Annotated in this window: 18 protein-coding genes; 7 read left to right on the top strand and 11 right to left on the bottom strand. The window is 56.0% G+C overall.

What is annotated here, in order from left to right:
* Positions 1 to 78 precede the first annotated feature (78 nt).
* Entirely contained in the window at positions 79 to 819 is a 741-nt protein-coding gene (locus A3L12_RS02585; RefSeq protein WP_088882157.1) for an ATPase domain-containing protein, read from the top strand.
* A 58-nt stretch (positions 820 to 877) separates the two neighbouring features.
* Here the strand turns inward: A3L12_RS02585 and A3L12_RS02590 are convergent, their stop codons facing one another.
* Positions 878 to 1,186, bottom strand: coding sequence for a DUF5748 family protein (locus A3L12_RS02590; RefSeq protein WP_088882158.1), 309 nt, complete (start codon positions 1,184 to 1,186; stop codon positions 878 to 880).
* A 102-nt stretch (positions 1,187 to 1,288) separates the two neighbouring features.
* On the opposite strand from A3L12_RS02590, the gene A3L12_RS02595 reads away from it, so the two are divergent.
* Positions 1,289 to 2,479, top strand: coding sequence for a class I SAM-dependent rRNA methyltransferase (locus A3L12_RS02595; protein WP_088882159.1), 1,191 nt, complete (start codon positions 1,289 to 1,291; stop codon positions 2,477 to 2,479).
* Here the strand turns inward: A3L12_RS02595 and A3L12_RS02600 are convergent.
* Complete coding sequence (locus A3L12_RS02600; RefSeq protein ID WP_088882160.1) at positions 2,458 to 3,210, bottom strand: RlmF-related methyltransferase; 753 nt, start codon at positions 3,208 to 3,210, stop codon at positions 2,458 to 2,460. The genes A3L12_RS02595 and A3L12_RS02600 overlap by 22 nt on opposite strands.
* Before the next feature lie 60 nt (positions 3,211 to 3,270).
* Entirely contained in the window at positions 3,271 to 4,533 is a 1,263-nt protein-coding gene (locus tag A3L12_RS02605; protein ID WP_088882161.1) for a M20 family metallo-hydrolase, read from the bottom strand.
* Positions 4,534 to 4,660: 127 nt separating this feature from the next.
* Here A3L12_RS02605 and A3L12_RS02610 point away from each other — a divergent pair, with 127 nt between their 5' ends.
* Positions 4,661 to 5,476, top strand: coding sequence for an MBL fold metallo-hydrolase (locus tag A3L12_RS02610; RefSeq protein ID WP_088882162.1), 816 nt, complete (start codon positions 4,661 to 4,663; stop codon positions 5,474 to 5,476).
* On the opposite strand, the gene glmM is transcribed toward A3L12_RS02610, so the two are convergent.
* Genes glmM through A3L12_RS02645 form a run of 7 tightly spaced genes read right to left on the bottom strand, consistent with a single transcriptional unit; the run spans position 5,473 to position 16,055 of the window.
* Positions 5,473 to 6,828: a phosphoglucosamine mutase gene (gene glmM / locus A3L12_RS02615; RefSeq protein WP_088882163.1), complete on the bottom strand. Its 1,356-nt coding sequence runs from the start codon at positions 6,826 to 6,828 to the stop codon at positions 5,473 to 5,475. The genes A3L12_RS02610 and glmM overlap by 4 nt on opposite strands.
* Positions 6,829 to 6,857: 29 nt before the next feature.
* Entirely contained in the window at positions 6,858 to 7,262 is a 405-nt protein-coding gene (locus A3L12_RS02620) for a UPF0146 family protein (protein ID WP_088882164.1), read from the bottom strand.
* A 32-nt stretch (positions 7,263 to 7,294) separates the two neighbouring features.
* Positions 7,295 to 8,413 carry an ABC transporter ATP-binding protein gene (locus tag A3L12_RS02625; protein WP_088882165.1) on the bottom strand — a complete coding sequence of 373 codons (1,119 nt, stop codon included), beginning with the start codon at positions 8,411 to 8,413 and terminating at the stop codon, positions 7,295 to 7,297.
* Positions 8,414 to 8,443: 30 nt separating this feature from the next.
* On the bottom strand, positions 8,444 to 12,523 hold the full coding sequence (locus tag A3L12_RS02630; RefSeq protein ID WP_088882166.1) for a glucodextranase DOMON-like domain-containing protein: 4,080 nt from the start codon (positions 12,521 to 12,523) through the stop codon (positions 8,444 to 8,446).
* 10 nt (positions 12,524 to 12,533) lie between these two features.
* On the bottom strand, positions 12,534 to 13,781 hold the full coding sequence (locus A3L12_RS02635) for an ABC transporter permease subunit (RefSeq protein ID WP_088882167.1): 1,248 nt from the start codon (positions 13,779 to 13,781) through the stop codon (positions 12,534 to 12,536).
* Entirely contained in the window at positions 13,778 to 14,677 is a 900-nt protein-coding gene (locus tag A3L12_RS02640; RefSeq protein ID WP_088882168.1) for a carbohydrate ABC transporter permease, read from the bottom strand. The genes A3L12_RS02635 and A3L12_RS02640 overlap by 4 nt, the downstream gene beginning before the upstream one ends.
* Before the next feature lie 34 nt (positions 14,678 to 14,711).
* On the bottom strand, positions 14,712 to 16,055 hold the full coding sequence (locus A3L12_RS02645) for an extracellular solute-binding protein (protein ID WP_088882169.1): 1,344 nt from the start codon (positions 16,053 to 16,055) through the stop codon (positions 14,712 to 14,714).
* A 225-nt stretch (positions 16,056 to 16,280) separates the two neighbouring features.
* Here A3L12_RS02645 and A3L12_RS02650 point away from each other — a divergent pair, with 225 nt between their 5' ends.
* From A3L12_RS02650 to A3L12_RS02660, 3 genes are all read left to right on the top strand, one after another.
* Complete coding sequence (locus tag A3L12_RS02650) at positions 16,281 to 17,786, top strand: hypothetical protein (RefSeq protein WP_232462913.1); 1,506 nt, start codon at positions 16,281 to 16,283, stop codon at positions 17,784 to 17,786.
* Between the two features lie 171 nt (positions 17,787 to 17,957).
* Complete coding sequence (locus A3L12_RS02655; RefSeq protein ID WP_088882171.1) at positions 17,958 to 18,980, top strand: TrmB family transcriptional regulator; 1,023 nt, start codon at positions 17,958 to 17,960, stop codon at positions 18,978 to 18,980.
* 23 nt (positions 18,981 to 19,003) lie between these two features.
* Positions 19,004 to 20,356: a glycogen synthase gene (locus tag A3L12_RS02660; protein ID WP_088882172.1), complete on the top strand. Its 1,353-nt coding sequence runs from the start codon at positions 19,004 to 19,006 to the stop codon at positions 20,354 to 20,356.
* Here the strand turns inward: A3L12_RS02660 and A3L12_RS02665 are convergent.
* Positions 20,353 to 20,715: a ribonuclease P protein component 2 gene (locus A3L12_RS02665; protein ID WP_088882173.1), complete on the bottom strand. Its 363-nt coding sequence runs from the start codon at positions 20,713 to 20,715 to the stop codon at positions 20,353 to 20,355. The genes A3L12_RS02660 and A3L12_RS02665 overlap by 4 nt on opposite strands.
* Positions 20,716 to 20,784: 69 nt before the next feature.
* On the opposite strand from A3L12_RS02665, the gene A3L12_RS02670 reads away from it, so the two are divergent.
* A complete protein-coding gene (locus tag A3L12_RS02670) occupies positions 20,785 to 21,870 on the top strand; it encodes a radical SAM protein (protein WP_088882174.1) in 1,086 nt (361 codons plus the stop codon).
* Positions 21,871 to 21,888 lie beyond the last annotated feature (18 nt).

Below are 21,888 nucleotides of genomic sequence, written 5' to 3' on the forward strand. Positions count from 1 at the left end.
CCAAAAACTTTATATCTTCAACCACATATGTTACACAGGCGTGAAAGAATCTGCAAAGAACGCTCGGGTGGTGTAACGATGGTCACGGTTAAAAGGGTTAAGAGTGGCATTCCGGGTTTTGACGATCTCATCGAGGGAGGTTTCCCTGAGGGAACGACGGTTCTGGTTACGGGTCCAACGGGCAGCGGTAAAACCACGTTTGGGGTTCAGTTTGTATACAGGGGGGTCTCCGAGTACAACGAACCGGGGGTTATAGTCTCCCTCGAAGAACGAGCCCGGGACCTCAGAAGGGAGATGCAGACCTTCGGATGGGACATCGAGAAGTACGAGAAGGAACGGAAACTGGCCATAATCGATGGAGTCAGTACAGTCGTTGGCTTACCATCAGAGGAGCAGTACGTTCTGGAGGGCAACCTCAACGCTGAGGACTTCCTCCGCTATATCTACCGCGTTGTCAAGGCTGTAGACGCTAAAAGGCTTTTCATAGACTCCATACCCTCCATAGCCTTCAGACTTCAGAATGAGGGCGATATAAGGAAGGTTCTTCTTCAGCTGAACACGATACTCCTCGAGATGGGGGTTACGTCGATACTCACAACCGAAGCTCCCGATCCCGAGAGGGGCAGGATAAGCCGCTATGGGGTGGAGGAGTACATCTCGAGGGGTGTTGTCATTCTTGGATTCATGGAGAAAGAGGTCGAACTGAAGCGTTATCTTATGATCAGAAAGATGCGTGAAACCAAACATTCAATGAAGAAGTATCCCTTCGAGATAACCGAGGAGGGCATCGTTGTATACCCGAGCGGCGAAGTCTACTGATCCCATACCATCTACTGATCCCATACCATAAAATACTAACGAAACGGGAAGAAAAGGTTTAGACGAGTTTTTCGTTCATTATCCTCTGGAGTTCCCTGTAGTCGGTTACCACCTTCCTGTTGTCGAGGGTGGTGAAGTAGGCCTTTTTAATCCTGACCTTTTTAACATCGACGTACTTCCTCTCGGGCGGATCGTAAGAACCGGGTTCCACTACCTCCTCTTCAAGGGTGTACGTTTTGAGATCCGGCTCCCCGAGGTACTTCCACACCTCGTAGAAGACCTCGGGCTCGAGGTGGATTTCCCCATCGATCTCCACCCAGTCCGCCCCTATATCCTCCAGAAATTCCTTCACTACCTCGAAGTTCATAGAACCACCATTCCTATATAGGTCACGGGAGGTTATATACCTATCGGAAACCCTCCCGGAATCTTTTAAAGTTACCCACCGAATCCTCCCGGGTGATGAAAAATGGCGAGGGTTACGGTCGATGCTCAGGCGGCGAGGGCCATAGAAAAGGGCGCGATGATCGTCTTTAAGAAGGGTGTGGTGAAGACCGAGGGCGATTTTAAGCCGGGGGATGTGGTGGAGGTATACACCCGCGGGGGCAGGTTTCTCGGAAAGGGCTTCGTCAATCCCGACTCCAACATCATGATCAGGCTCGTGACAAAGGACAGGGACACCAGAATCAACAAGGAACTGTTCCGAGAGAGGATCAGGAAGGCCAACGAGTACAGGAAAAAGGTTCTCGGCTACGATAGGGCCTACCGGATGGTTTACGGGGAAGCGGATTATCTGCCCGGCCTAATAGTTGACCGCTTCAACGAGATAGCCTCGATTCAAATCTCGAGCGTTGGGATGGAAAGGTTCAAGCTCGACGTTGCGGAGGCCATAATGGAAGCCGAGCCCGAGATAGAGACCGTCTTCGAAAAGAACACAGGCAGATCGAGGAGAAGGGAAGGGCTCCCGGAGGTAGAGCGAGTTCTCCTCGGTAAGGAGAAGTACAGGACAATAATACGGGAGGGTAAAGCCCGGTTCATCGTGGATATGAGGGGCCAGAAAACGGGTTTCTTCCTCGATCAAAGGGAGAACAGGATAGCCCTCGAGAAATACATCCGGCCTGGGATGAGGGTCCTCGACGTTTTCTCTTACACGGGCGGCTTCGCAATCCACGCCGCGGTGGCGGGTGCGGAGGAGGTAGTGGCCGTCGACAAATCCCCGTGGGCGATCGATATGGTAAAGGAGAACGCAAAGCTCAACGGGGTAAGCGACAGGATGAGGTACATCGTCGGCTCGGCCTTCGGGGTAATGGAGGAGATGATAAGGAAAGGGGAGAAGTTCGACGTGGTTATCCTCGATCCACCCGCCTTCGTTCAGCATGAGAAGGATCTAAAGAGGGGTTTGAGGGCCTACTTCAACATCAATTACTCCGGTCTTCAGCTCGTAAAGGATGGGGGTATCCTCGTAACCGCCTCCTGCTCCCAGCACGTCGATATGCAGGCCTTCAAGGACATGATCATAGCGGCATCGGCAAAGGCCGGAAAGTTCCTGAAACTGCTTGAGCCATACAGAACTCAGGCGCCCGATCATCCGATACTCATGGCGTCAAAGGACACCGAGTACCTTAAGGCCCTCTTCCTCTACGTGGAGGACATGAAGTAAATCAGAGCGTGCCTCCACCTCGTCCCGGCTTTAAATTTTACGTCCCTGACAGAATACCCAAGACCCTTCGCATGCTCAATCAGGGCATTGAGGAGCGCTTCTTTATCGGGTAGAAAGAGCGCTACCTTTCCGCCCGGCTTTAAGTAATCCACGGCTTCACCGAGGAGACGGTTTGAAAACTCTTCCCCGTAAGCTCCCCCTCCAACGCCCTCCCTCTCCGTTAGCACGCCTTTGGTTGGTCTCTCGTAGTACGGCGGGGCCGAGAAGATAACGTCGAACCTTTCCCCTTCGGGAACCACACCCCTGATTATCCCGCCGTCGCTTTTGATGAGCCTTATTCGGGCGTTGTTTTTTCTTATGTTCCTCCCCGCGTACTCGAAGAACTCCCCACCAAGCTCCGTCGCGGTGCCCCTGCAGTTGAAGAGCTTCTCCGCCATAAGCGCCATCATGGCCGTGTGCCCCGTTCCTATCTCCAGAACCTTTTCCCCACCGCGGAGAAAGGTTTTCAGAAAGATGTAGCGCGAGATCGGCGTCGTCACGAGCCCGCGAGGGTGGTAGTCTATATCCAGCCCGAAGAGTGCCCTCGCTATGGCCCTGTTGTAGAGTATCCGCGCCTCCCTCTTCGAGAGGTCGAGCCTTCCGCGGTCGTCGAGGTAAGCTTTGAGCTCTGGGAAAATTTTGACGGCCTCTCTAACCGGCAGTCCGAGCCTCCCATCCTTCCACAGTGACATGGGGAAAGGTAAGAGGAAGGGACTTAAAAGTTCATCCCCTCAGCTCTGTTAAAATCAAAGTCAAAGGAGGGCGAGGGCCGCCATAACCTTCGCGTCCTCCACCATGTTGTCTACCCGGGCGTACTCATCGGGCTGGTGGGCCATCTCGTCCAGGGTGGCCCATACCACGGCCGGAATGCCGAGCTTCCTGAAGTAGGCCGCGAACGTTCCGCCCCCTATTCCACCCACTATGGCCTCCCTTCCGCGGAGCTTCCTGAGGGCTTCCCTGAGGAGCTTCACGATCTCGCTGTCCTTTGGAGTGGGTTCCGGAGCGTCCAGACGCTGGAGGACCTCGAACTCAACCTCCGGGAGTACCTCCCCGTCGAACTCCTTCAGGTATCTGGCCTTTACTTCATCCACGAGCGCCTTCGCATCCCCCAGCACATCGTCTATTCTGTACCCGGGTAGAATCCTGCAGTCAAAAACCACCTCGTGCTCGCCAGGTGCTATATTCGGCGAACCCGCCGGATTCTTCACCATCGTCGGCTCAAAGGTGCTCTCCGGGGGATCAAAGAGGTCATCCCTCGCATTGTACCTTTCGTGGAAGAGCCTGTCGAGGTGATAAGCCAGATCGAGGGCGACGCGGTGGGCGTTGAGCCCTTTATCGGGCATGCTCGCGTGAACCTGCCTGCCCTTTACCCTTACCTTCAGCCACAGGATGCTCTTCTCCGCGACCTCTATGAAGGTTCCGTCCGGGTTCCCACCGTCTGGAACCAGAACGAGATCATCCTTTCTGAAGAGTTCGGGATGCTCCTTTAGGAGCCATTCGACGCCGTACTTACTGCCCGTTTCCTCGTCGCTGACGAAGGCGAGGATCACGCTTCTCTTCGGCCTTATCCCGAGGTTCATCAGAGCTCTGACCGCGTACAGGGAAGCCACCAGACTCTGCCCGTTGTCCTCGCTTCCCCGCCCGTAAACCTTACCGTCCCTGACGAGAGGTTTGAATGGTTCTGTGACAGTCCAGCCATCGCCGGGGGGAACGACATCAAGGTGCGTCAGAATCCAGATGCGCGGGCTTTTATCTCCATCCTGCCCGTAGTAGTAGGCCAGGATGCTCGGCCTTACCCCGTTCTTTGCCCTCTCATCGGGCGCGTTGTAGACCTCGACCCTATCGAAGGGCCAGTCCCTGATTATCTCAAGCAACTTCTGGGCCTTGTCGTACTCTCCTTCGTAGCCGTAGTCCGGGCTTATCGCCGGTATCTTTATGAGCTCCACGAGGGTTCTGACCATCTCATCCTGAAGTCTTTCCACCTCTTCGGATACCTTCCTGAGGGTCTCCTCCATGTCCATCACGACCCAAACTACCCTTCGTACCTTTTAAACTCAACCGTTCCCGCCATGGTCCCATGCAATGTCTTATATACCGGACCACCTATACCCCAATATCCGTAAAGGAAAAGGGGGTGTAGGGGTGATTGAGATAACCTTCCTCGGAAGCGGCGGCGGCAGGTTCATAACCATAACCCAGTTCCGTTCCACGGGTGGCTTCCACATCAGGGCCAGCAGGAACCTGTACGTTGACCCGGGACCTGGGGCGTTGATAAGGTCCTGGCGTTACAAGCTCGATCCCCGGAAGCTCGATGCCATATTCGTCTCCCACAGGCACGTTGATCACTGCAACGACCTTGAGGTGATGATAGAGGCCATGACGGGCGGTGCCCTCAAAAAGAGGGGGATGCTGATAGCTTCCAGAAGCGTCGTTCACGGCGACGAAAGCCACACTCCCGCTGTCAGCGGGTACTACCTCGACGTTCTTGAGAGCGTTCACATACCCGAACCCGGAAGCAGGATAAAACTCGGCGAAGAGGAGATGGTGATAACCCCCTCCCGCCACTCCGATCCAACGACCATAGGTTTCCGCATGAAAACCCGCTACGGTGACGTCTCTTACATCCCGGACACTGCCTACTTCGACGAGCTCCTGAAATGGCACGAGGGTTCAAGGGTTCTCATAGCCGCGGTAACGAGGCCGAGGGACATGGGGATTCCCTATCACCTGAGCACTGACGATGCGGTTGTGATGCTCAGGAAAATGACCCGCAGACCCGAGGTCCTCGTAATCAACCACATCGGGATGAAGATGCACTTCGCCAATCCCTACAAAGAGGCCCTCTACATAAAGAACCTCACGGGGGTTAAGACCTACGTTGCAAAGGAGGGCTTCAGGGTCATGATGGGGAAGGATGGAATATCCGTGAGAACCCTCAGACCCGCACGCTTCGTTTAACCTTTTTTCACCTCTTCAAGGGCCTTCCTAACCGTTCCGTAGGACATGCTGAACAGCTCGTCCCTCCTCCTCTCGTCCGGTGCCTCCACCACCACTCTCACCTTCGGTTCGGTGCCGCTTGGCCTCACCAGAACCCACGAGCGATCCGTCAGGTTGAAGCGATAGCCTGAAATCGTCAGCACCTCCCTTATCTCCCCTTCAAGTTTCTCCGCAAGCTCCTTCCCTGCTCTCTCCACGACCTTTTCCTTCAGCTCATCCGGGCACTCAACGTTCTTCTTTGTGAGATAGTAGCGGGGTATCTCCTCCTCGATTATCCTTGAGAGCGGACCCCTCTCGTCTATCATCTTTATGAGGAGACCCATCGTAACGAAGCTGTCTATCCACGGACCGAAGGCGGGGTGGACGAGCTTCCACGGTTCCGCCGCGAATATGGCCCCATGGTTCCTTATCCCGTCGTGTGGCTGGCCTAGGGGAATCCTCACGACCCTTCCGCCGGCTTTCTCAACGACCTCGTCGATCCTCGAACCCGTGTCTATGGACACGACCACGGTTCCCCCTCCGGCTTCCTCAACGTAGCGCTTCGCAAAGAGGGCTATCAGCGAGTCCTCGAGCACGTAGTTCCCCCTCTCGTCAAAAACCGCTATCCTATCGGCGTCCCCGTCCTGTGCTATGACCAGATCCACTCCGAGCTCCCTCGCCAGCCTTCCGAGGTAGGCTATGTTCTCGTACCTCGGCTCGGGCTTCCTGCCGGGGAAGTGGCCGTCGGGATGGGCGTTGACGCTTATCACCCTCGCCCCCATCTCCCTGAGCAGGTAGGGTGCCAGAACGCTACCGGCCCCGTTCGCACCGTCGTAGAGGACCTTCAGCTTCGTCTCGTGGTCAACGAACTCCAGAACCGTCCCTATGTAGTCCTCCACAACGTCCAGAGGCTTTAGGCTTTTTATCTCGTTCCATTCGGCTTTTCTGAAATTCCCTGAGAAGTAGAGCTCCTCGAGTTCCCCCTCCTGCTCGACGTAGAACTCGGTCCCGTCACCGTTGAACACCTTTATCCCGTTGTCGGTGGGCGGGTTGTGGGAGGCCGTTACCATAACACCGGCATCGCCGTGCTCCCGCGTCGCCCATGCGAGGGCGGGCGTTGGGATCAGGCCGGCATCAAGAACCTCCATACCGCTCGCCAGAAGCCCGGCTATCAGGGCGTTCCTTAGCATGATACTCGAGGTCCTCCCGTCCCTGCCGACCACGGCCCTTCCGGATCTGTAGGTGCCGATGGCCATCCCCAGCCTGAGGGCCATCTCCGGGGTTACCTTCTCCCACAGCCTTCCCCTTATGCCAGCCGTTCCGAAGAGCCTCATACCACCACCGTAACGGATTGGAAGACGTTTTAAATAGGTTTGGTGGTGTACACGGCCAGTCCACGGTAGTTCACGAGCCTCATTCCCCGGGGCATCGTGTCCCCGCTCAACGGGAGGATGTACACCGGGACTCCCAGCATCACCCCAAGCCTCAGGATCGCGGGAACCGTCTCGGGCGTGGGTCTTATGGAATAGATCCCCCGGGGATTCCCGTACAGCTCCACCCTCGGGTTGAAGACGTCATCCCTGACGGCCCTTATCCCGAGTTCTTCGGCCTTCCGGACTGACTCCGGGTTCCAGTCGACGGCCAGAACGTCGTAGCCAAGGTCCCTGAGGCGAAGGGCCACGTCGAACTGGAAGCCTATACCGATCTCGACGACCCTTCCCCTTGGAATCTCCTCCTTAAGAAAATCCGCGAAGTCCCTTAGTGGCATGGAAAAACATGGAAAAAAGGGTTTAAAAAGGTTCAGAAGATGGCTTTTCCGTTTTCTTTTCTGAAGACGTGGGCCTTGTTCAAATCAAAAACCACGTCAATCTCCTGCCCTTCCCTGATCTTCGACTCCGACGGTAGAGACGCGAGGAAAACCACCCCACCAACGCGCAGATGCGCTATCTTCTCACTCCCCAAGTTCTCCACGATATCCACTTCAGCGGTCACCATGTTCTCCCCCGGAATCTTCACTTCGGCGAACATGGCATCGTAAATATCCTCCGGGCGAACCCCGAAGATCACCTCCCTCCCCACGAGGTTCTCCTCCTCAAGCACTTCAAACTGCCCCGGAAGCAGTTTAAGCCTGAAGTCGCCGAAGTCGACAAAGCCTTCCGGAGTTAGGGTGGCATCGATGAAGTTCATTGGCGGCGAACCAATGAACCCGGCCACGAAGGTGTTGGCGGGTTTATTGTAAACCTCATCGGGCGTTCCAACCTGCTGGAGCACTCCAGCGTTAATCACCGCAACCCTGTCGCCCATCGTCATGGCCTCAACCTGATCGTGAGTCACGTAAATCGTCGTGACGTCAAGCTGTTTCTGGAGCCTTTTGAGTTCGGCGCGCATTTTGACCCTAAGCTTAGCGTCAAGGTTGCTCAACGGCTCGTCCATGAGAAAGGCTTGAGGCTTCCTAACAATAGCCCTGCCCAGAGCCACACGCTGCCTCTGACCGCCCGAGAGTTCGCGAGGTTTCCTCTTGAGGAGTTCGGTTAAGCCGAGCATTTCCGCGACTTCCCTAACGCGTTGATCGATCTCCTGCTTCGGTACCTTCCTCAATTTTAACGGGAAGGCTATGTTGTCGTAAACCGTCATGTGCGGGTACAGAGCGTAGCTCTGGAAGACCATGGCAATGTCCCTGTCCTTCGGCGGGACGAAACCCCCCTCTTCCGGATCAGCCACGAGGTTGTCCCCGATGTATATCTGACCCTTCGTCGGCTCTTCTAAACCCGCGATCATCCTCAAAGTAGTTGTCTTACCGCAACCGCTCGGCCCGAGGAGTATCATGAACTCCCCGTCTTTAACCTGAAGGTTCATGTCCTTTACAGCCGTAAAGTCCCCAAACTGCTTCCACACGTTAACGAGCCTCACACCGGCCATTTTATCACCCCATAAAGGGAAATGTAAAGGTCAGCGCCTCCTCCTGAGGAGGGGCAGCAGGGCAAGGGCGACCATCATCGCCGGCCCGCAGATGCCACCGCCTTCCTCCGGGGAGGTGCTTTCCGCTGGTGTCGATGTTTCGCTCGATGAGCTCATCGTGGGCGATGGAGAGGACGAGGTCGGAGATGGGGAAGATGAACCCGTGGAGGTGGTAGCTGTGGTCTCTTCAGTGGTGCTCGACGTTGTGGTCGTGATTGTTGTGGTTGTTGTCGGAGCCGGCTGCTCGCCGCCGGTTCCCCCGATGAGGGTTACGGCCTTGACAGTGGCGAGTTTCATTCCGCTGGCATCGTAGCTCTTCAACTGCTCCTCCTGAGATGGCTTAAAGCCCTCCGGAGCGAGAAGATCAACGACCCTCGGGGCAACACCGTTTATAACGGCATCCGGTTCTGCCCCTCCAAGCTTCCACTGCTCGGCCTCGGTAGCAACGCTCCTCCACTTGTCAGGCCCGTAACCATCCTGAGAACCCACGAGCACAGCTGCGTAGAGCCCGTAGTCGGAGACGCTCAGGTACTTCTTCGGAACCTTAACTATTATGGCGTTCTTGGTTGGGTCTGCCGAAATCTGCATTTCACCCTGTATTGAAGTTCCGTTCGGAAGGACTATTATGTTTCCGTAATCCCAGCCCGCTATTCTCAAAGCAACGTCCCACGGGTGCTCCGGATCGAGGTTAACGTTTGCACCCGGTCCATCCGGGAACATCTTAATCGCCGAAGTGTTCCCACCCTCCTTGAAGTCGAGGTAGGCTTCTATTATCTGCAGGCTGAAGCCGTTCGGCCCGTTCCACGGATTGCCTCCAAGGTCCTTGAAGTAGAACTCCAGCGTCCAGTCGTCGCTTCCCTCAAGCATTTTGAACTTCAACAGGTCGAACACACCGGGCTTGAAGACTTTGTTAGTCGGATAGGTGTACGTTCCCGGACCGTAGTCGTCACCCTCGGGATCCTTCACCACTATGCCCTGCTTTAGGAGTGGTATTGCCTTAACCGTGGCGAGCTTCATTCCGCTGGCATCATAGCTCTTCAACTGCTCCTCCTGAGATGGCTTAAAGCCCTCCGGAGCAAGGAGATCAACGACCCTCGGGGCAACACCGTTTATAACGGCATCCGGCTCAGCTCCCCCAAGCTTCCACTGCTCGGCCTCGGTAGCAACACTCCTCCACTTATCAGGCCCATAACCATCCTGAGAACCCACAAGCACGGCTCCCCAGAGGCCGCCCTCTTCGTCTATCTGGATGTACTTCTTCGGAACCTTAACTATTATGGCGTTCTTGGTTGGGTCTGCCGAAATCTGCATTTCACCCTGTATTGAAGTTCCGTTCGGAAGGACTATTATGTTTCCGTAATCCCAGCCCGCTATTCTCAAAGCAACGTCCCACGGATGCTCCGGATCGAGGTTAACGTTCGCTCCTGGCCCATCCGGGAACATCTTTATTGCTGAAGTGTTCCCACCCTCCTTGAAGTCGAGGTAGGCTTCTATTATCTGCAGGCTGAAGCCGTTCGGCCCGTTCCACGGATTGCCTCCAAGGTCCTTGAAGTAGAACTCCAGGACGTAGCCATCGGTCTGTTCGAGCATTCTGAAGCGGGTGAGGTCGAACACACCGGGCTTGAAGACTCCGTCTGTCGGATAGGTGTACGTCCCCGGACCGTAGTCGTCACCCTCTGGGTCCGTTACGTCAACGATGGTTGCACCCTTCACCTCGGTCGGGAGCTTGAGCTCCACCGGCTCGCTTATCACCTCAAGGTTTCCATCCTTAACGGTTGAGACCGCAAAGTAGAAATCGCTGGGGGTCTCGATGTAGTCGAAGGGAACCACTACCTCCACTCCGTTGTCCGTCTCTTTGACGGTTGCTTCTCCGATCTTCTCGCTCTCCTCGTAGTCTTCAGCCTCGTAAATCTCCGCCTTGCCGTCCCTGTAAACGATGTGCTTGGTTATGAGCAGGCCAACGCTGTCCTTTGAGAAGGGGAACATGGAATAGCGCAACTCGTCTGGTTCCTTCTGGAGCAGGGTGAAGGTGTTCCCGACGTGCTCCTCCGTCTCCCAGATGCTCACCTCGAACTCTGAAAGGTTGCCACTAACGACGAAGTGGAGCCCGTCTCCATCGAAGTAGACGCTCACCTTCTCCGCGACTGGAGACTGGCTTGAGAAGTTCTTTACCTCGTTCTCCTTGAGCCCGAAGAGGCCCCTCGAGGTGTAGGGCTCGCCGTCCGGGAAGTAGTTTCCGAAGAGGTAGCTTGGTGGCTTCTCGCCGGCCAGTTTGTAGAGCTCGTAGAGGTACGTCTTGAGGTAGCGGTCGAAGGTGTAATCCTGTCCGCTGTCCTGATCGTTTCCGTACCACCAGAACCAGTCGCTTGCCTCGGCCCTCAGGAGGTATTCAAAGGCCTTATCCCAGTTCTCCTCGCTCATCTTCCCTCTGTTTTCCATGAGCGTCTTTCTCGCGAGGTAGAGCCAGTACCAGCCGTAGTTCTCCTGAGGCTCGCCTATCCATGTTGAGAGCGTCCCGTCGATCCAGCTCGACTCGGGCCACTGCATCTCCTCTTTAACGCCGGCCATATCGTAGAGCTCTCCAAGGCTCTCCGCCTTGAGAAGGGCGTTGACGTTGTCGCCCGTCAGGTCGAGGCGCTCCATCATCTTGGGTGTAAGTTTGTTGGCCTTATCGCCGTAGAGCTGGATGTATTCGCTCGGCGTTACCGTCCTTATCAGTCCATCCTTCTGGAGCTCGGTCAGCTTCTTGTAGAGCTCCGTGAGAAAGACCTTTCCATCGTAGGGGTAGTTCTCCCACGGGTTCTCGCCGTCGAGCGTAACCACGTAAACGAGGCTGCCGTCGTAGTTCTGCTTCTGGAGCTTAAGGAGTTCGTTGACGAAATCTTCAACCGCCTGATACTGGTTCATCCCACCGTAGTTGAAACCAACGCGGTCGCTGAGGGCGTGGTCGCGCGGGAAGAGGTATATCTTCTTTCCGTTGAACTCGGCAACCCAGGGCTTGTAATAGTTCTCTGTCGTTCCCTCAATCCCAAGCCTGCTGAGGACCATCTGGTCGGTCATAACCCACTGCCAGCCATTGTCAGCCAGTATTTCGAGGGTCTTGTCGTTTAAGGCACTCTCAGCCGCCCAGCCTCCCCGGGGAGTGGCGGTTCCTCCTCCAAGGTACTTCTTGTAGAGCTCGTCCGCTTTTTTGACGTGGGCGTCAAAATCGCTCTCCCAGCCGAAGTCGTTGAGTATCGGCCCTATCGGGTGCGCGTAGGGCACGACGGTTACCTCAACGTTGCCATTTCCAAGGAGGAGGTTTATCTTCTCGTGCTCCTCGAAGGTGTGGTTAAGGAGCCACATCTGGGCATCAAGGACGGTTTTAACGTCATCCCTCGTGTAGCCGCCTTCGTCCACCTTGTCGTAGAGGGCCTTGAGCTCCGGATGGGTCATTATGTAATTGTAGTCTATCCAGGCGAGGTTGAAGAGGACTGCGAGGTCTATGTAGTCCTGCTCGGTGAACTCGTTCGTTACGGCAACCTTCTGCTCCTCGAGCGGCAGGCTGGCGTACTTGGCCTTGGCCTGAAGCATCTTGTCCTTTAACTGGGTGTACCTGTTCCAGGGGTCCCTTATCGGGTTGCCGCTGGGATCGGTCACCGGTTCGCCGTTCCACGGAATGGTGTGGTCGAAGAACCCTCCCGGTGCCTGAAGCATGAACCACTTCTCGTCAACGGTTAAAGGTTCCCCTTCGGCTATCTTCTCCGTAACGATCTGGTAGGTGTCCTTCTTTCCGTTCATGTAGTCGGCTATCTGGGCTATGAGCGAACCCGACAGGTCTATCGTAACGTGAACATCCGGGTACTGGCTCAGGTAGTTGGCCATCTTCCAGTAGTTGTTGGCCGCGTGAAGCCTGACCCACGGCCTCGTGTACACCCCCTGAACGGGGTCGTAGTAGTAGGGCTGGTGCTGGTGCCAGACTATTATAACGTTCAGTGGCTTCGGTTCCGCCGCTCCGACCGTTTTGACGTTGGCTCCAACGATACTTCCAGCAACCAATACCGCGAGCAGTATAGCCACAAACCTTCTCATATCAACCACCTCATTCCTTCAGGCCTCCCATGGTGAGGCCACTCCTTATGTAGTTCTGGGCGAGCATAAACATCACGAACACCGGCAGGGCGAAGAGCAGTGCAGCCGCCCCGAAGTAGCTCCAGTCTATGCCCCTGCCTATACCGCCCGTTAGCAGGTATATCCACACCGCCATGGGCTGGTTCTTCTCCGTCAGGAGAAGGCTCGCCAGGATGAACTCCGTCCAGCCGCCTATGAAGGACAGTATCGTCACCGTGGCTATTCCCGGCAGGGCCATTGGAAGGAGCACGTGCCTGATTATCTGAAGGTAACTGGCGCCGTCGATTACAGCCGCCTCGTCGAAATCGGGGCTTATCGAGTCTATGTAACCCTTGAGGAGCCACGTGTTGAAGGGAACGCTACCGGCGGCGTATATGAGGGACAGAACGGGCAGTTTGTCGTAGAGGCCGAGCTTCACTATCATGCCGTAGAGGGCTATCAAGCCCGCTATTCCAAGACCCCCTGCAACCTGCGTGAACATCAGGTAGAAGTACAGTATGTGCTCCCTTCCGAAGAACTTCATGCGCGAGAACGCGTAGGCGGCCGGAACCACGAAGAGCAGTGTCAGGAGCACTGCCAGGGTTGCTATTATGAGGCTGTTCTTCAAATAGCGGAAGAACAGCGAGTTGACGAACTTTCCAATGGTGGTGAAGTCCACCTTCCCTGAGTTTCTGACGATGATGTAGTCCCTTCCGGTTGGCCCCTGGGCGAGGGTTCCCTTAACACCATCCTCGAGCTGAAGGTTCCTGACTATTCCAAAGCCTATGCTGCCGTCGTCGTTGATCCTCGTGAGGATGAAAAGGCCCCTGACGTCTCCACTGAAGGTTCCCCCCTCAACCCCTCCGGAAGTAACCTTGAAGACCGCTTTTTCAACGGGTATCTCGAACTTCAATCCCGTGAACGGCCCGTACTCTACGGTTCCCCTGAGAACCCCGTCTGTTACGTAGAGCATGCCGTTTTCCACCCTGACGTTTCCCTCGATGGTTCCGGTGAAGTTCTCGTTTATCTTGCCGCCCCTAAATCCGAAGAGAACCTCCCTGTAGGAGTCGAGGCTGGCGTTACGCGGCAACAATTCAAGCTTCGTCGTCGCGAGCGTGGAGCTGGGGGTTACTGAAACCACGAATATGTAGTAGACCGGGAAGAGTATCAGGAACATTACGAAAACCGCCAGTGCGGTTAGAGAGGCGCTCTTCAGGAGTTCTCCCTTCCTCCTCTTCATCCTCTGGCACCCTCCTGAAGTCTGGTTATCCTAACGTTGACGTACATGTAAACGGCCAGAACGGTGGTGGCTATTACCATGACCGCCGCGGCCCTTCCGTAGTGCGGTGTGGCCCCGAAGGCCTTTCTGAAACCGTAGAGGAGCAGGAACCTGTCTTCGAAGAGGCTGGAGTTGTAGATGTAGGGCACCATGAAGTACTGGAAACTGGAGGCGCTGGTAAGGATGGTGGCGAACGCTACCGGTTTTCCGATTATCGGAAGGACAACGTGCCTTATCCTCTGCCAGTAGTTGGCGCCGTCTATTATGGCCGCTTCCACCAGAGTGTCCGGAACCGACTGGAGGGCGGCGGTGATTACCGTCATCATGAAGGGATACGCGAGCCACACCTCGATTACGTTGAGGGCAACGAAACCCCACACCGGGTCGTTGATCCAGTTCGGGAGCGTGTGAATCCCCAGGGACTTGAGAACCTGATTCACGGGGCCAAAAATCGGGTCGAACATGAACTTCCATACGGTAACAGAAAAGAGCAGGGGCAACGCCCAGGGAATTATCAGAAGCGACCTGTAGATGTTCTTACCTTTGACGTATCTGCTGTTGTAGAGAAGGCTGAGGAATATGCCGGCGAGGGCCTTGAGGGTAACGCTCGTTAGGACGAACAGCCACGTCCAGACGAAGGCACTCCTGAACTTTTCGTCGCTTAGTATCCACCTGAAGTTCTCCAGCCCCACGAAGGTCAGCTTGGGTGCCTGCGGGGCCTGAACGGGGAAGTTCCCGAGCTGGGCGTTCGTGAAGGCGAGGTAGATGGAGTACACTATCGGCCACAGGTTGAAGAAGAGGAACGCCGCTATGCCCGGGAGGATTAGGAACAGGGCGATCGTTGTGGTTTTTTTCATCCCGATCCCTCCAAAAATGTAGAAAAGAAAGGGTTCATCCGTTAATGTTCTTAAGGATCTCCTGCTGGTGGTTCTGGAGTATGGCTTCTATGTCCGCGTTGGCCGGATCCTTAAGTATGTCGTTGATGGCCCCGTCAACACCGCCCCAGACCGCGCTCATCTTCGGGCTCTTGGGCATCAGGTACATGTGCTGAACGGCCTGTCCGAAACCGTATATAACCGGATCCTTCTGTATCTCCGGATCGTCGAGGACCGGCTTGAGAACCGGAATGTAGCCGAGCTTGAGGGAGAGCTCCTTTATGGCCTCCGGGCTGGTGGTGAGCCACTTCACGAAGCCCCATGCCGCTTCCTTGTTCTGGATCCCCTTCACGAAGTAAATGTCCTTAACACCGCCGTAGGGCCTCGGCCAGTACTCCTTTCCGTCCTTGGTCACGGGCGGGAGCGGGGTGACGCCGAAGTTGATGCCCGCCTTCTTAACGTCCGCTATGCTCCACGGGCCGTTGACCATCATGGGGGCTCTCTTCTCGAGGAAGACGCTCTGCTGGGTGTTGTAGTCGCCGGTCGGGGCCATGTAGGGCCATATGCTGCTGAAGAAGAACTTGAAGCCCTCTACCGTCTTTGGATCGTCGAGTCCCGGCTGTTCGGTCTTATCGTCGAAGTAGTAGCCACCGAAGACCTGCGCCCATGCCGAGATGAAGTAGGCGTTAATCGGATACGCTATTCCGTACTTCTCGTTGTCAGGATCGGTGTACTTCTCCATGATGGCCTTCATCTCGTCGAAGGTCTTGGGCGGTTCGTTCACCATGTCCTTGTTGTATATGAGGGCAACCGTCTCGGCGGCGAAGGGCATGGCGTAGAAGTGGCCCTTGTACTGGATTGCTTCCTGAGCGGCGGGAGCGAACTGATTGAGAACATCATCGGTCACGTAGTCATCTATGGGCTCGAGGAGGCCAGCCTCCGCAAACTTTCCTATCCAGTCGTGGGCCCAGATGAAGAGGTCGGGTCCCTTGCCCGCGGGGATGGCGGCCTTTAGGGCGTCCTCAAGGTTGGGCTTCTGCTCGAAGACTATCTCAACGTCAGGGCACTCGGCCATGTACTCCTCGGCGAGGCCCTGGAAGACCTCGAGCTCGTTGGGCTGCATGGCGTGCCAGATCACGACCTTACCGCTGCCGCAAGTCGTGGCTGACGTCTCAGTGGAGGTGCTGGTGGTTTGGGTTGTGGTGGTTTCAGTAGTGGTCTCGATGGTGGAGGTGGTCGACGAAGTGGTCCCAGCCGGGGTGCTGGTTGTGGTAGTTTCCCCACCGCTTATGCATCCGCTGGCCACCACTCCCAAAACCAAAACACCAACCAGAAGTAATGCAAACAGTCCTTTCCTCATTCGTTATCACCTACCTGAATTTTGGCAGTGTAGTATCATCGTGAGTGATATATATACCTTGCGCTTTCATGTTCAGGTATATAGAGCGTGCTCATGGAGGTACCCGATGAACATTCGCATCGGTTTACGAATCCATAAAGAACGCTACAGGGGGGTTTGAAGCGAACCAAAGGGATTTATAGAATGACGGATTAATTCATTGAAAGGTTCAAAATGGTGGTTGAGATGGGAAGGCCGGCTTCGTTCCTTCTGGCGGTATTTTTGACGCTTGCCCTCTTCGCACTACCAAATGTAAAGGCCGAAAGAGGGTACTGGGCCGAAACGTACGGCGGTGAGAGTTACGACACCCCCTGGGGCGTTGCGGTTGCCCCAAACGGGGACATCATAGCTGCGGGCTACACCGAAAAACTGGGGACCAACGGAGACGTCTGGGTGCTGAGGTTCGACGAGAACGGCACCGTAAAATGGCAGAAAACCTACGGTGGCAGCGAATGGGATGAGGCGATAGCTACTGGGGTGGCGCCCAATGGCGATGCAATCGTGGCGGGATATACCGCAAGCTTCGGCGTTGAGGTGTACCGTGCATGGCTCCTCCGCCTTGACCCCGATGGAAACGTCAGATGGCAGAGGATGTACGGGAACGAATACACTCACATCGCCAGTGCCGTTGCGGTGGCTCCAGACGGGGATATCGTAATCGCCGGCTACACCAACGCACCCACCCACGGTGGACCCGGAGACGTATGGGTGGCCCGCCTCGATCCGGATGGCAACGTCAGGTGGCAGATAACCTACGGGAGGAAGTACGAGGAGGATGCCAGTGCGGTTGCCATCGCCCCAAACGGGGACGCTGTGGTGGTGGGACTGGTTGAAACCGATACAAGCGATCACGATTTACTCGTTCTCCGTCTTGATCCAGAGGGCAACCTGAGGTGGGCGAAGACCTACGGGGGAGACGATATAGACGAGGGGCTCTCCATCACCACAACCCACGACGATGAAATACTGGTCGGAGGAGTCACTGAGAGCTTCAGGGAGGGTGGTCTAGACGAGGCTTTGGTACTGAAACTCGACGGTAACGGGAGCGTTGAATGGGCAAAGACCTTTGGGAAGGTAAGTGATGGGCTGAACAACGAGGCAGACTCCATAGCCCCGACGAAAGAGGGCGACATTCTGGTGGCTGGAAACTACCTCTTCCTGCTCTCGCCGGACGGAAAACTGAAGTGGGCCGGGACCGGCTACTGGAACTTTGCCTACGACGAGAGCGTGGATGGCGTGAATACGGGAATGGCCCCCGATGGAACCGTCGCACTCGTGGGCATAGGACTGGAGGGGGACAGCCTCCTCGTTGCGAGGTTCGATGTCGGGGACGTCCCGGGATACTCCACGAAGGAGGGCTGGCGGAGTGTGAAGCTCGAGGTCAGCGATGTTGATCCCGAGGTCAGGGACTATCCCGGGCGGGTGATGAAAGGGGCGGTGAAAGTTAGGGAAACCGGCTGCGTGGTCCACGATACCGGGGTTAAGCTGAAACTGATATGGCAATCCTCCGGGACTTCCACGGGGTCTCAGACGGGTGGGGAAACTACAGGATCCCAAACCGGTGGAGTGACTTCCACAGAGCCTCCAACAGGAGAAACCCCTTCAGAAGGTTCAGGAATCTGTGGGCCGGGGTTCATCGGGCTCATAGCGGTGGCACCCCTGATACTCAGGAGGATGCGCAGGGACCCCTAAGCTGAACCTCCTTTCCCTTTTACAACGTCGGTATTCCCGGGTGATCCCTTCGGCCGGTGTTCTCAGAGCCGCTGAGGAAAAACCTGAGCCGAAAATTTTATACACATCCCTTTTAAGTATCACCATCGATGAATAAACCCTCTTTCGTGAATCCTATACGGAGGTCTCAACATGATGGAGAAGGAGATAATCGAGAAACTTCAAAGGCTCGGACTGACGAAGTATGAGGCTCTGGCATACATAACCCTTCTGAAGCTCGGTCCGAGCAAGGCCACCGAGATAACCCGGGAGAGCGGGATTCCCCACACGAGGGTTTACGACGTCCTCAGCTCCCTCCACAGGAGGGGTTTTGTGGATGTGATGCAGGGGACGCCGAGGCTGTACAAGCCCGTCAACCCTGAGGTGATCCTCGAGAAGATAAAGGACGAGTTCATAAAGGACATCGAGGATCTGAAGACGGCTTTTCTCGAGCTCTATCGTGAGGTGCACGGCGAAGATTTACCCGAGATATGGACGATTCAGGGTTTTGATAACACCCTCGAACGCGCGGGATACGTCATCAGGACGGCCAAACACGAGGTTCTCATAAACACCCCCCTAAGGTTCCTCAAGCTCCTTAAAGGCGAAATACGCGCCAGAAAGGACGTAATCTTCGTCATAGTAAGTAACTTTGAGGAAATCCCGGACTGGCTCGAGAGGGATAACATCATCCTCGCCCGGAGTGGAGGCGCCCCATGGCTTATGGCCAGCTGGATAATCGGCGACCTTGACTACGCCCTGTTCTTCGGAGCCCTTCCCCGGGACAGGCGGCGTGAGAAGTTCTATTCCTTCTGGGCGAAGAGCCCCCGGGTAATCCAGAACTACATGCACTGGTTCTACACGATCTACTTCGACAACAGCACCCTGCTGAAACCCCTGAGGTACGAATCCCTGCCGAAGCCCCTGTCCCTTGTAAACATCAGAACCCTGATAACGACCCTGAAGTTCACCAGTCTCCCGAGAGAGGCTGAGGTGGTCGGCAGACTCGTGGAGAGCAGGGAACCGGTAACCCTGAGGGGCGAGATAACGGCCTATGAGTACACCCCCCTGACGGCCAGCGTGAGCGTTAGGGCGGATGGAAGGGACTGGAAGGTCGGTGGCATCGGCAGTTACTTCGAGGACGTTGAGGGGGAGAAGTTCATCCTCCTCGAGTGAACCCTCTTTCCGGGGTGAGGGAGATGAAAATACTGATCATAGGCTTCGAATACCTCCCGGTCAAGGTGGGGGGTCTTGCAGAGGCTATAACGAGCATAGCCACCGGGCTAAGGAAGCTCGGAAACGAGGTCGTCGTTTTCACGCCCGATCACGGCAGGGGACTCGGGGAAGTTGTGGGGTCTTTTAACGTCTCAGCCTTCGGGGAATCAATCGGGATAACCGTGAGGAAGAGGGTGGAGCAGGGCGTCACCGTCTACTCGCTCGGAGGGGGTTTGCTCAGCGAACCCGATGTTTACGGCCCCAACTGGGAGGCTCTTCTCAGGAAGACCGTCCTCTTTGGTAAGGCCAGCGTCGGGCTCATGAACGAGCTCATCGGCGAATTTAAACCGGACGTCATCCACGCCCACGACTGGCACGTCGTCTTTGCCCTCGGTCTTCTGAAGAAGTACTTTGGGATAAGGAGTATTTTCACAGTCCACAGGCTCAACAGGGCAAGGATCTCGAGCGAGTACTTCCGCGAGGCCAACCTCGGCGAGTTAGCCCCCTACCCCGAGCTGGACCCGGAACACACGGCCGGCTACGTGGCGGATGCTGTAACGACCGTTAGCAGAAGCTACCTGTGGGAAGAGTGGGAGTTCTTCAAAAACTTTGACGGAAAGGTTACGCACGTCTTCAACGGTATAGACTGCTCCTTCTGGAACGAGGAGCTCATGGAGACGAAGGACCTCCCGAGGGAGGAAAGGCGGAGGCTCGTTCTGGAGCGCTTCGGCCTCAGGGACGGAACGACCTTCATGTTCATAGGCCGTTTCGACAGGTCCCAGAAGGGGGTTGACACGCTCCTTCATGCGATAGAAATCCTCTCCTCGGACCCGATCTTCGAGGGGATGAGGTTCCTGATAATCGGAAAGGGGGATCCGGAGCTGGAAAAACTTGCCAGAGCCCTTCAGAATCGCTTCCCGGAGAACGTGAGGGTTATCACGGAACTCCTGAGCAGGGAGACCGTCAGGGAGCTCTATGGTTCGGTCGATTTCGTGGTGATTCCCTCCCACTTCGAGCCCTTCGGTCTGGTACAGCTCGAGGCCATGTGCCTCGGGGCGATACCCCTGGGCAGTTCCGTGGGGGGCATAAAGGACACCATCGTGGACCTTAACCTCGACCCTGAGAACGCAACCGGACTGCTGGTCCCCCCGGGGGATGCGCTTGCACTCGCGAGGGCAATGGTAGAAGCGGCTGGCCTTGACGGGGAAACGCTGGAAAGACTCAGGAAAAACGGGAGGAAACGGGGAAGAGAGGAGTTCACGTGGGAGAAGGCCTGCAGGAGGTATCTGAAGGTCTACGAGGGTGCCGTTGACAGGGCGGTTCCCTTCCTACGTTAATCCCAGCCGTATTCGGACAGGAACTTCTTTTTCAACCTTTTTATCGTTCCGGAAACTCCAAGGGTTCTGAAGATGGCCCGCGAGCCATTTATCTCCGTAACCATGGTAAGGGCAAAGCGGAGCTCTTCAACGTGCCTTCTATCGACCCTGACGATACCCGTCTGGCTCTTTTTATCGAACTTTATGAACCACGGTTTGGCCCTTGCGGAGCCGAGAAAACCGAGGGCCAGCAGGCTCGCGTCCCATATTGCCTTTTTTATCTCATCCCCGCTGAAGGGCCTCTCCCCGATCACCTGAAAGGCTATGTACCGGTGCTTATCCCTCAGGGTGGGCGGCAGGTACTTCGGCTTCTCTCCCATAGGCATCACACAACTCTGTCCGCCAACCTTTTTAAGTCCTCCCACCCCTCCGGGACCGGAGGTGCGTTGATGGTAAGCGAGACGCCTTACGTTTCCTACGTCGTTGGAGAGCTCCCCGAGGGCTGCAGGCTGTGCGTTAGGGGAGAGAAGCTCGTCCTCTTCACGACTGGAGTCTGTCCGAGGAACTGCTTCTACTGCCCTCTGAGCGAGAAGAGGCGGGGAGATGTCGTGTATGCCAACGAGAGGCCCGTGAAAAATCCTCAGGATGCCATAGTCGAAGCGAGACTCCAGAACGCCAGGGGAGCCGGCGTTACGGGTGGCGATCCTCTGGCGAGACTCGAGAGAACCGTTGAGTACATCCGCATCCTGAAGGAGGCCTTTGGAGAGGGCTTTCACGTCCACCTCTACACAACGGGAGCCCTTGCAACGATCCGGAACCTCGAAAGACTCTACGATGCCGGGCTGGACGAGATACGCTTTCATCCCGATCTCTTCAACCCCGGCTCGAAACTGTTCGAGCTGGAGATAAGGAACATCCGGAATGCCTTCGAGTTCGACTGGGACGTCGGCGGGGAGATTCCGGCCGTACCGGGTCAGCTCGAGAGGATGAAGTGGTACGCCGGGTTCCTCGACGGCCTCGGGGCGAAGTTCCTGAACGTGAACGAGCTCGAGTTCAGCGAAACGAACCTCAGGGCCATCCTCAATTGGGGATACTCCCCGGTGAGCGACGAGAGTGCCGCCATAAGGGGCTCCCTTGAAGAGGGTCTGAGGCTCCTCGAGTGGGGCGAGGTTAACACCTCCCTGAGCTACCACCTCTGCACGGCGAAGCTTAAAGATGCTGTCCAGCTCAGGAACAGGCTCAGGAGAATGGCCAGAAACGTGGCCAGACCTTACATGGAGGTAACCGAAGACGGAACGCTCCGCTTTGGAATAGCCGAATACGAGGATCTGGACGGTCTTTACACCCTGCTCGTTGAGGAAGCTGGGGTTCCGGCCGAGTGGCTCCACGTTAACCGGGAGAAGGGCAGGATAGAGATGCCCGAGGAGGTTGCCGTGGAGCTCGCGGAGGCCATCGAGGGTGACGTAAGGTTCTTCATAATCGAGGAGTACCCAACGTGGGACAGAATGGAGGTGGAGAGAACTCCCCTTCCATGATGCTCCCGGGATAAAATC

Source organism: Thermococcus sp. P6 (genome assembly GCF_002214525.1).
Lineage (GTDB): Archaea > Methanobacteriota_B > Thermococci > Thermococcales > Thermococcaceae > Thermococcus.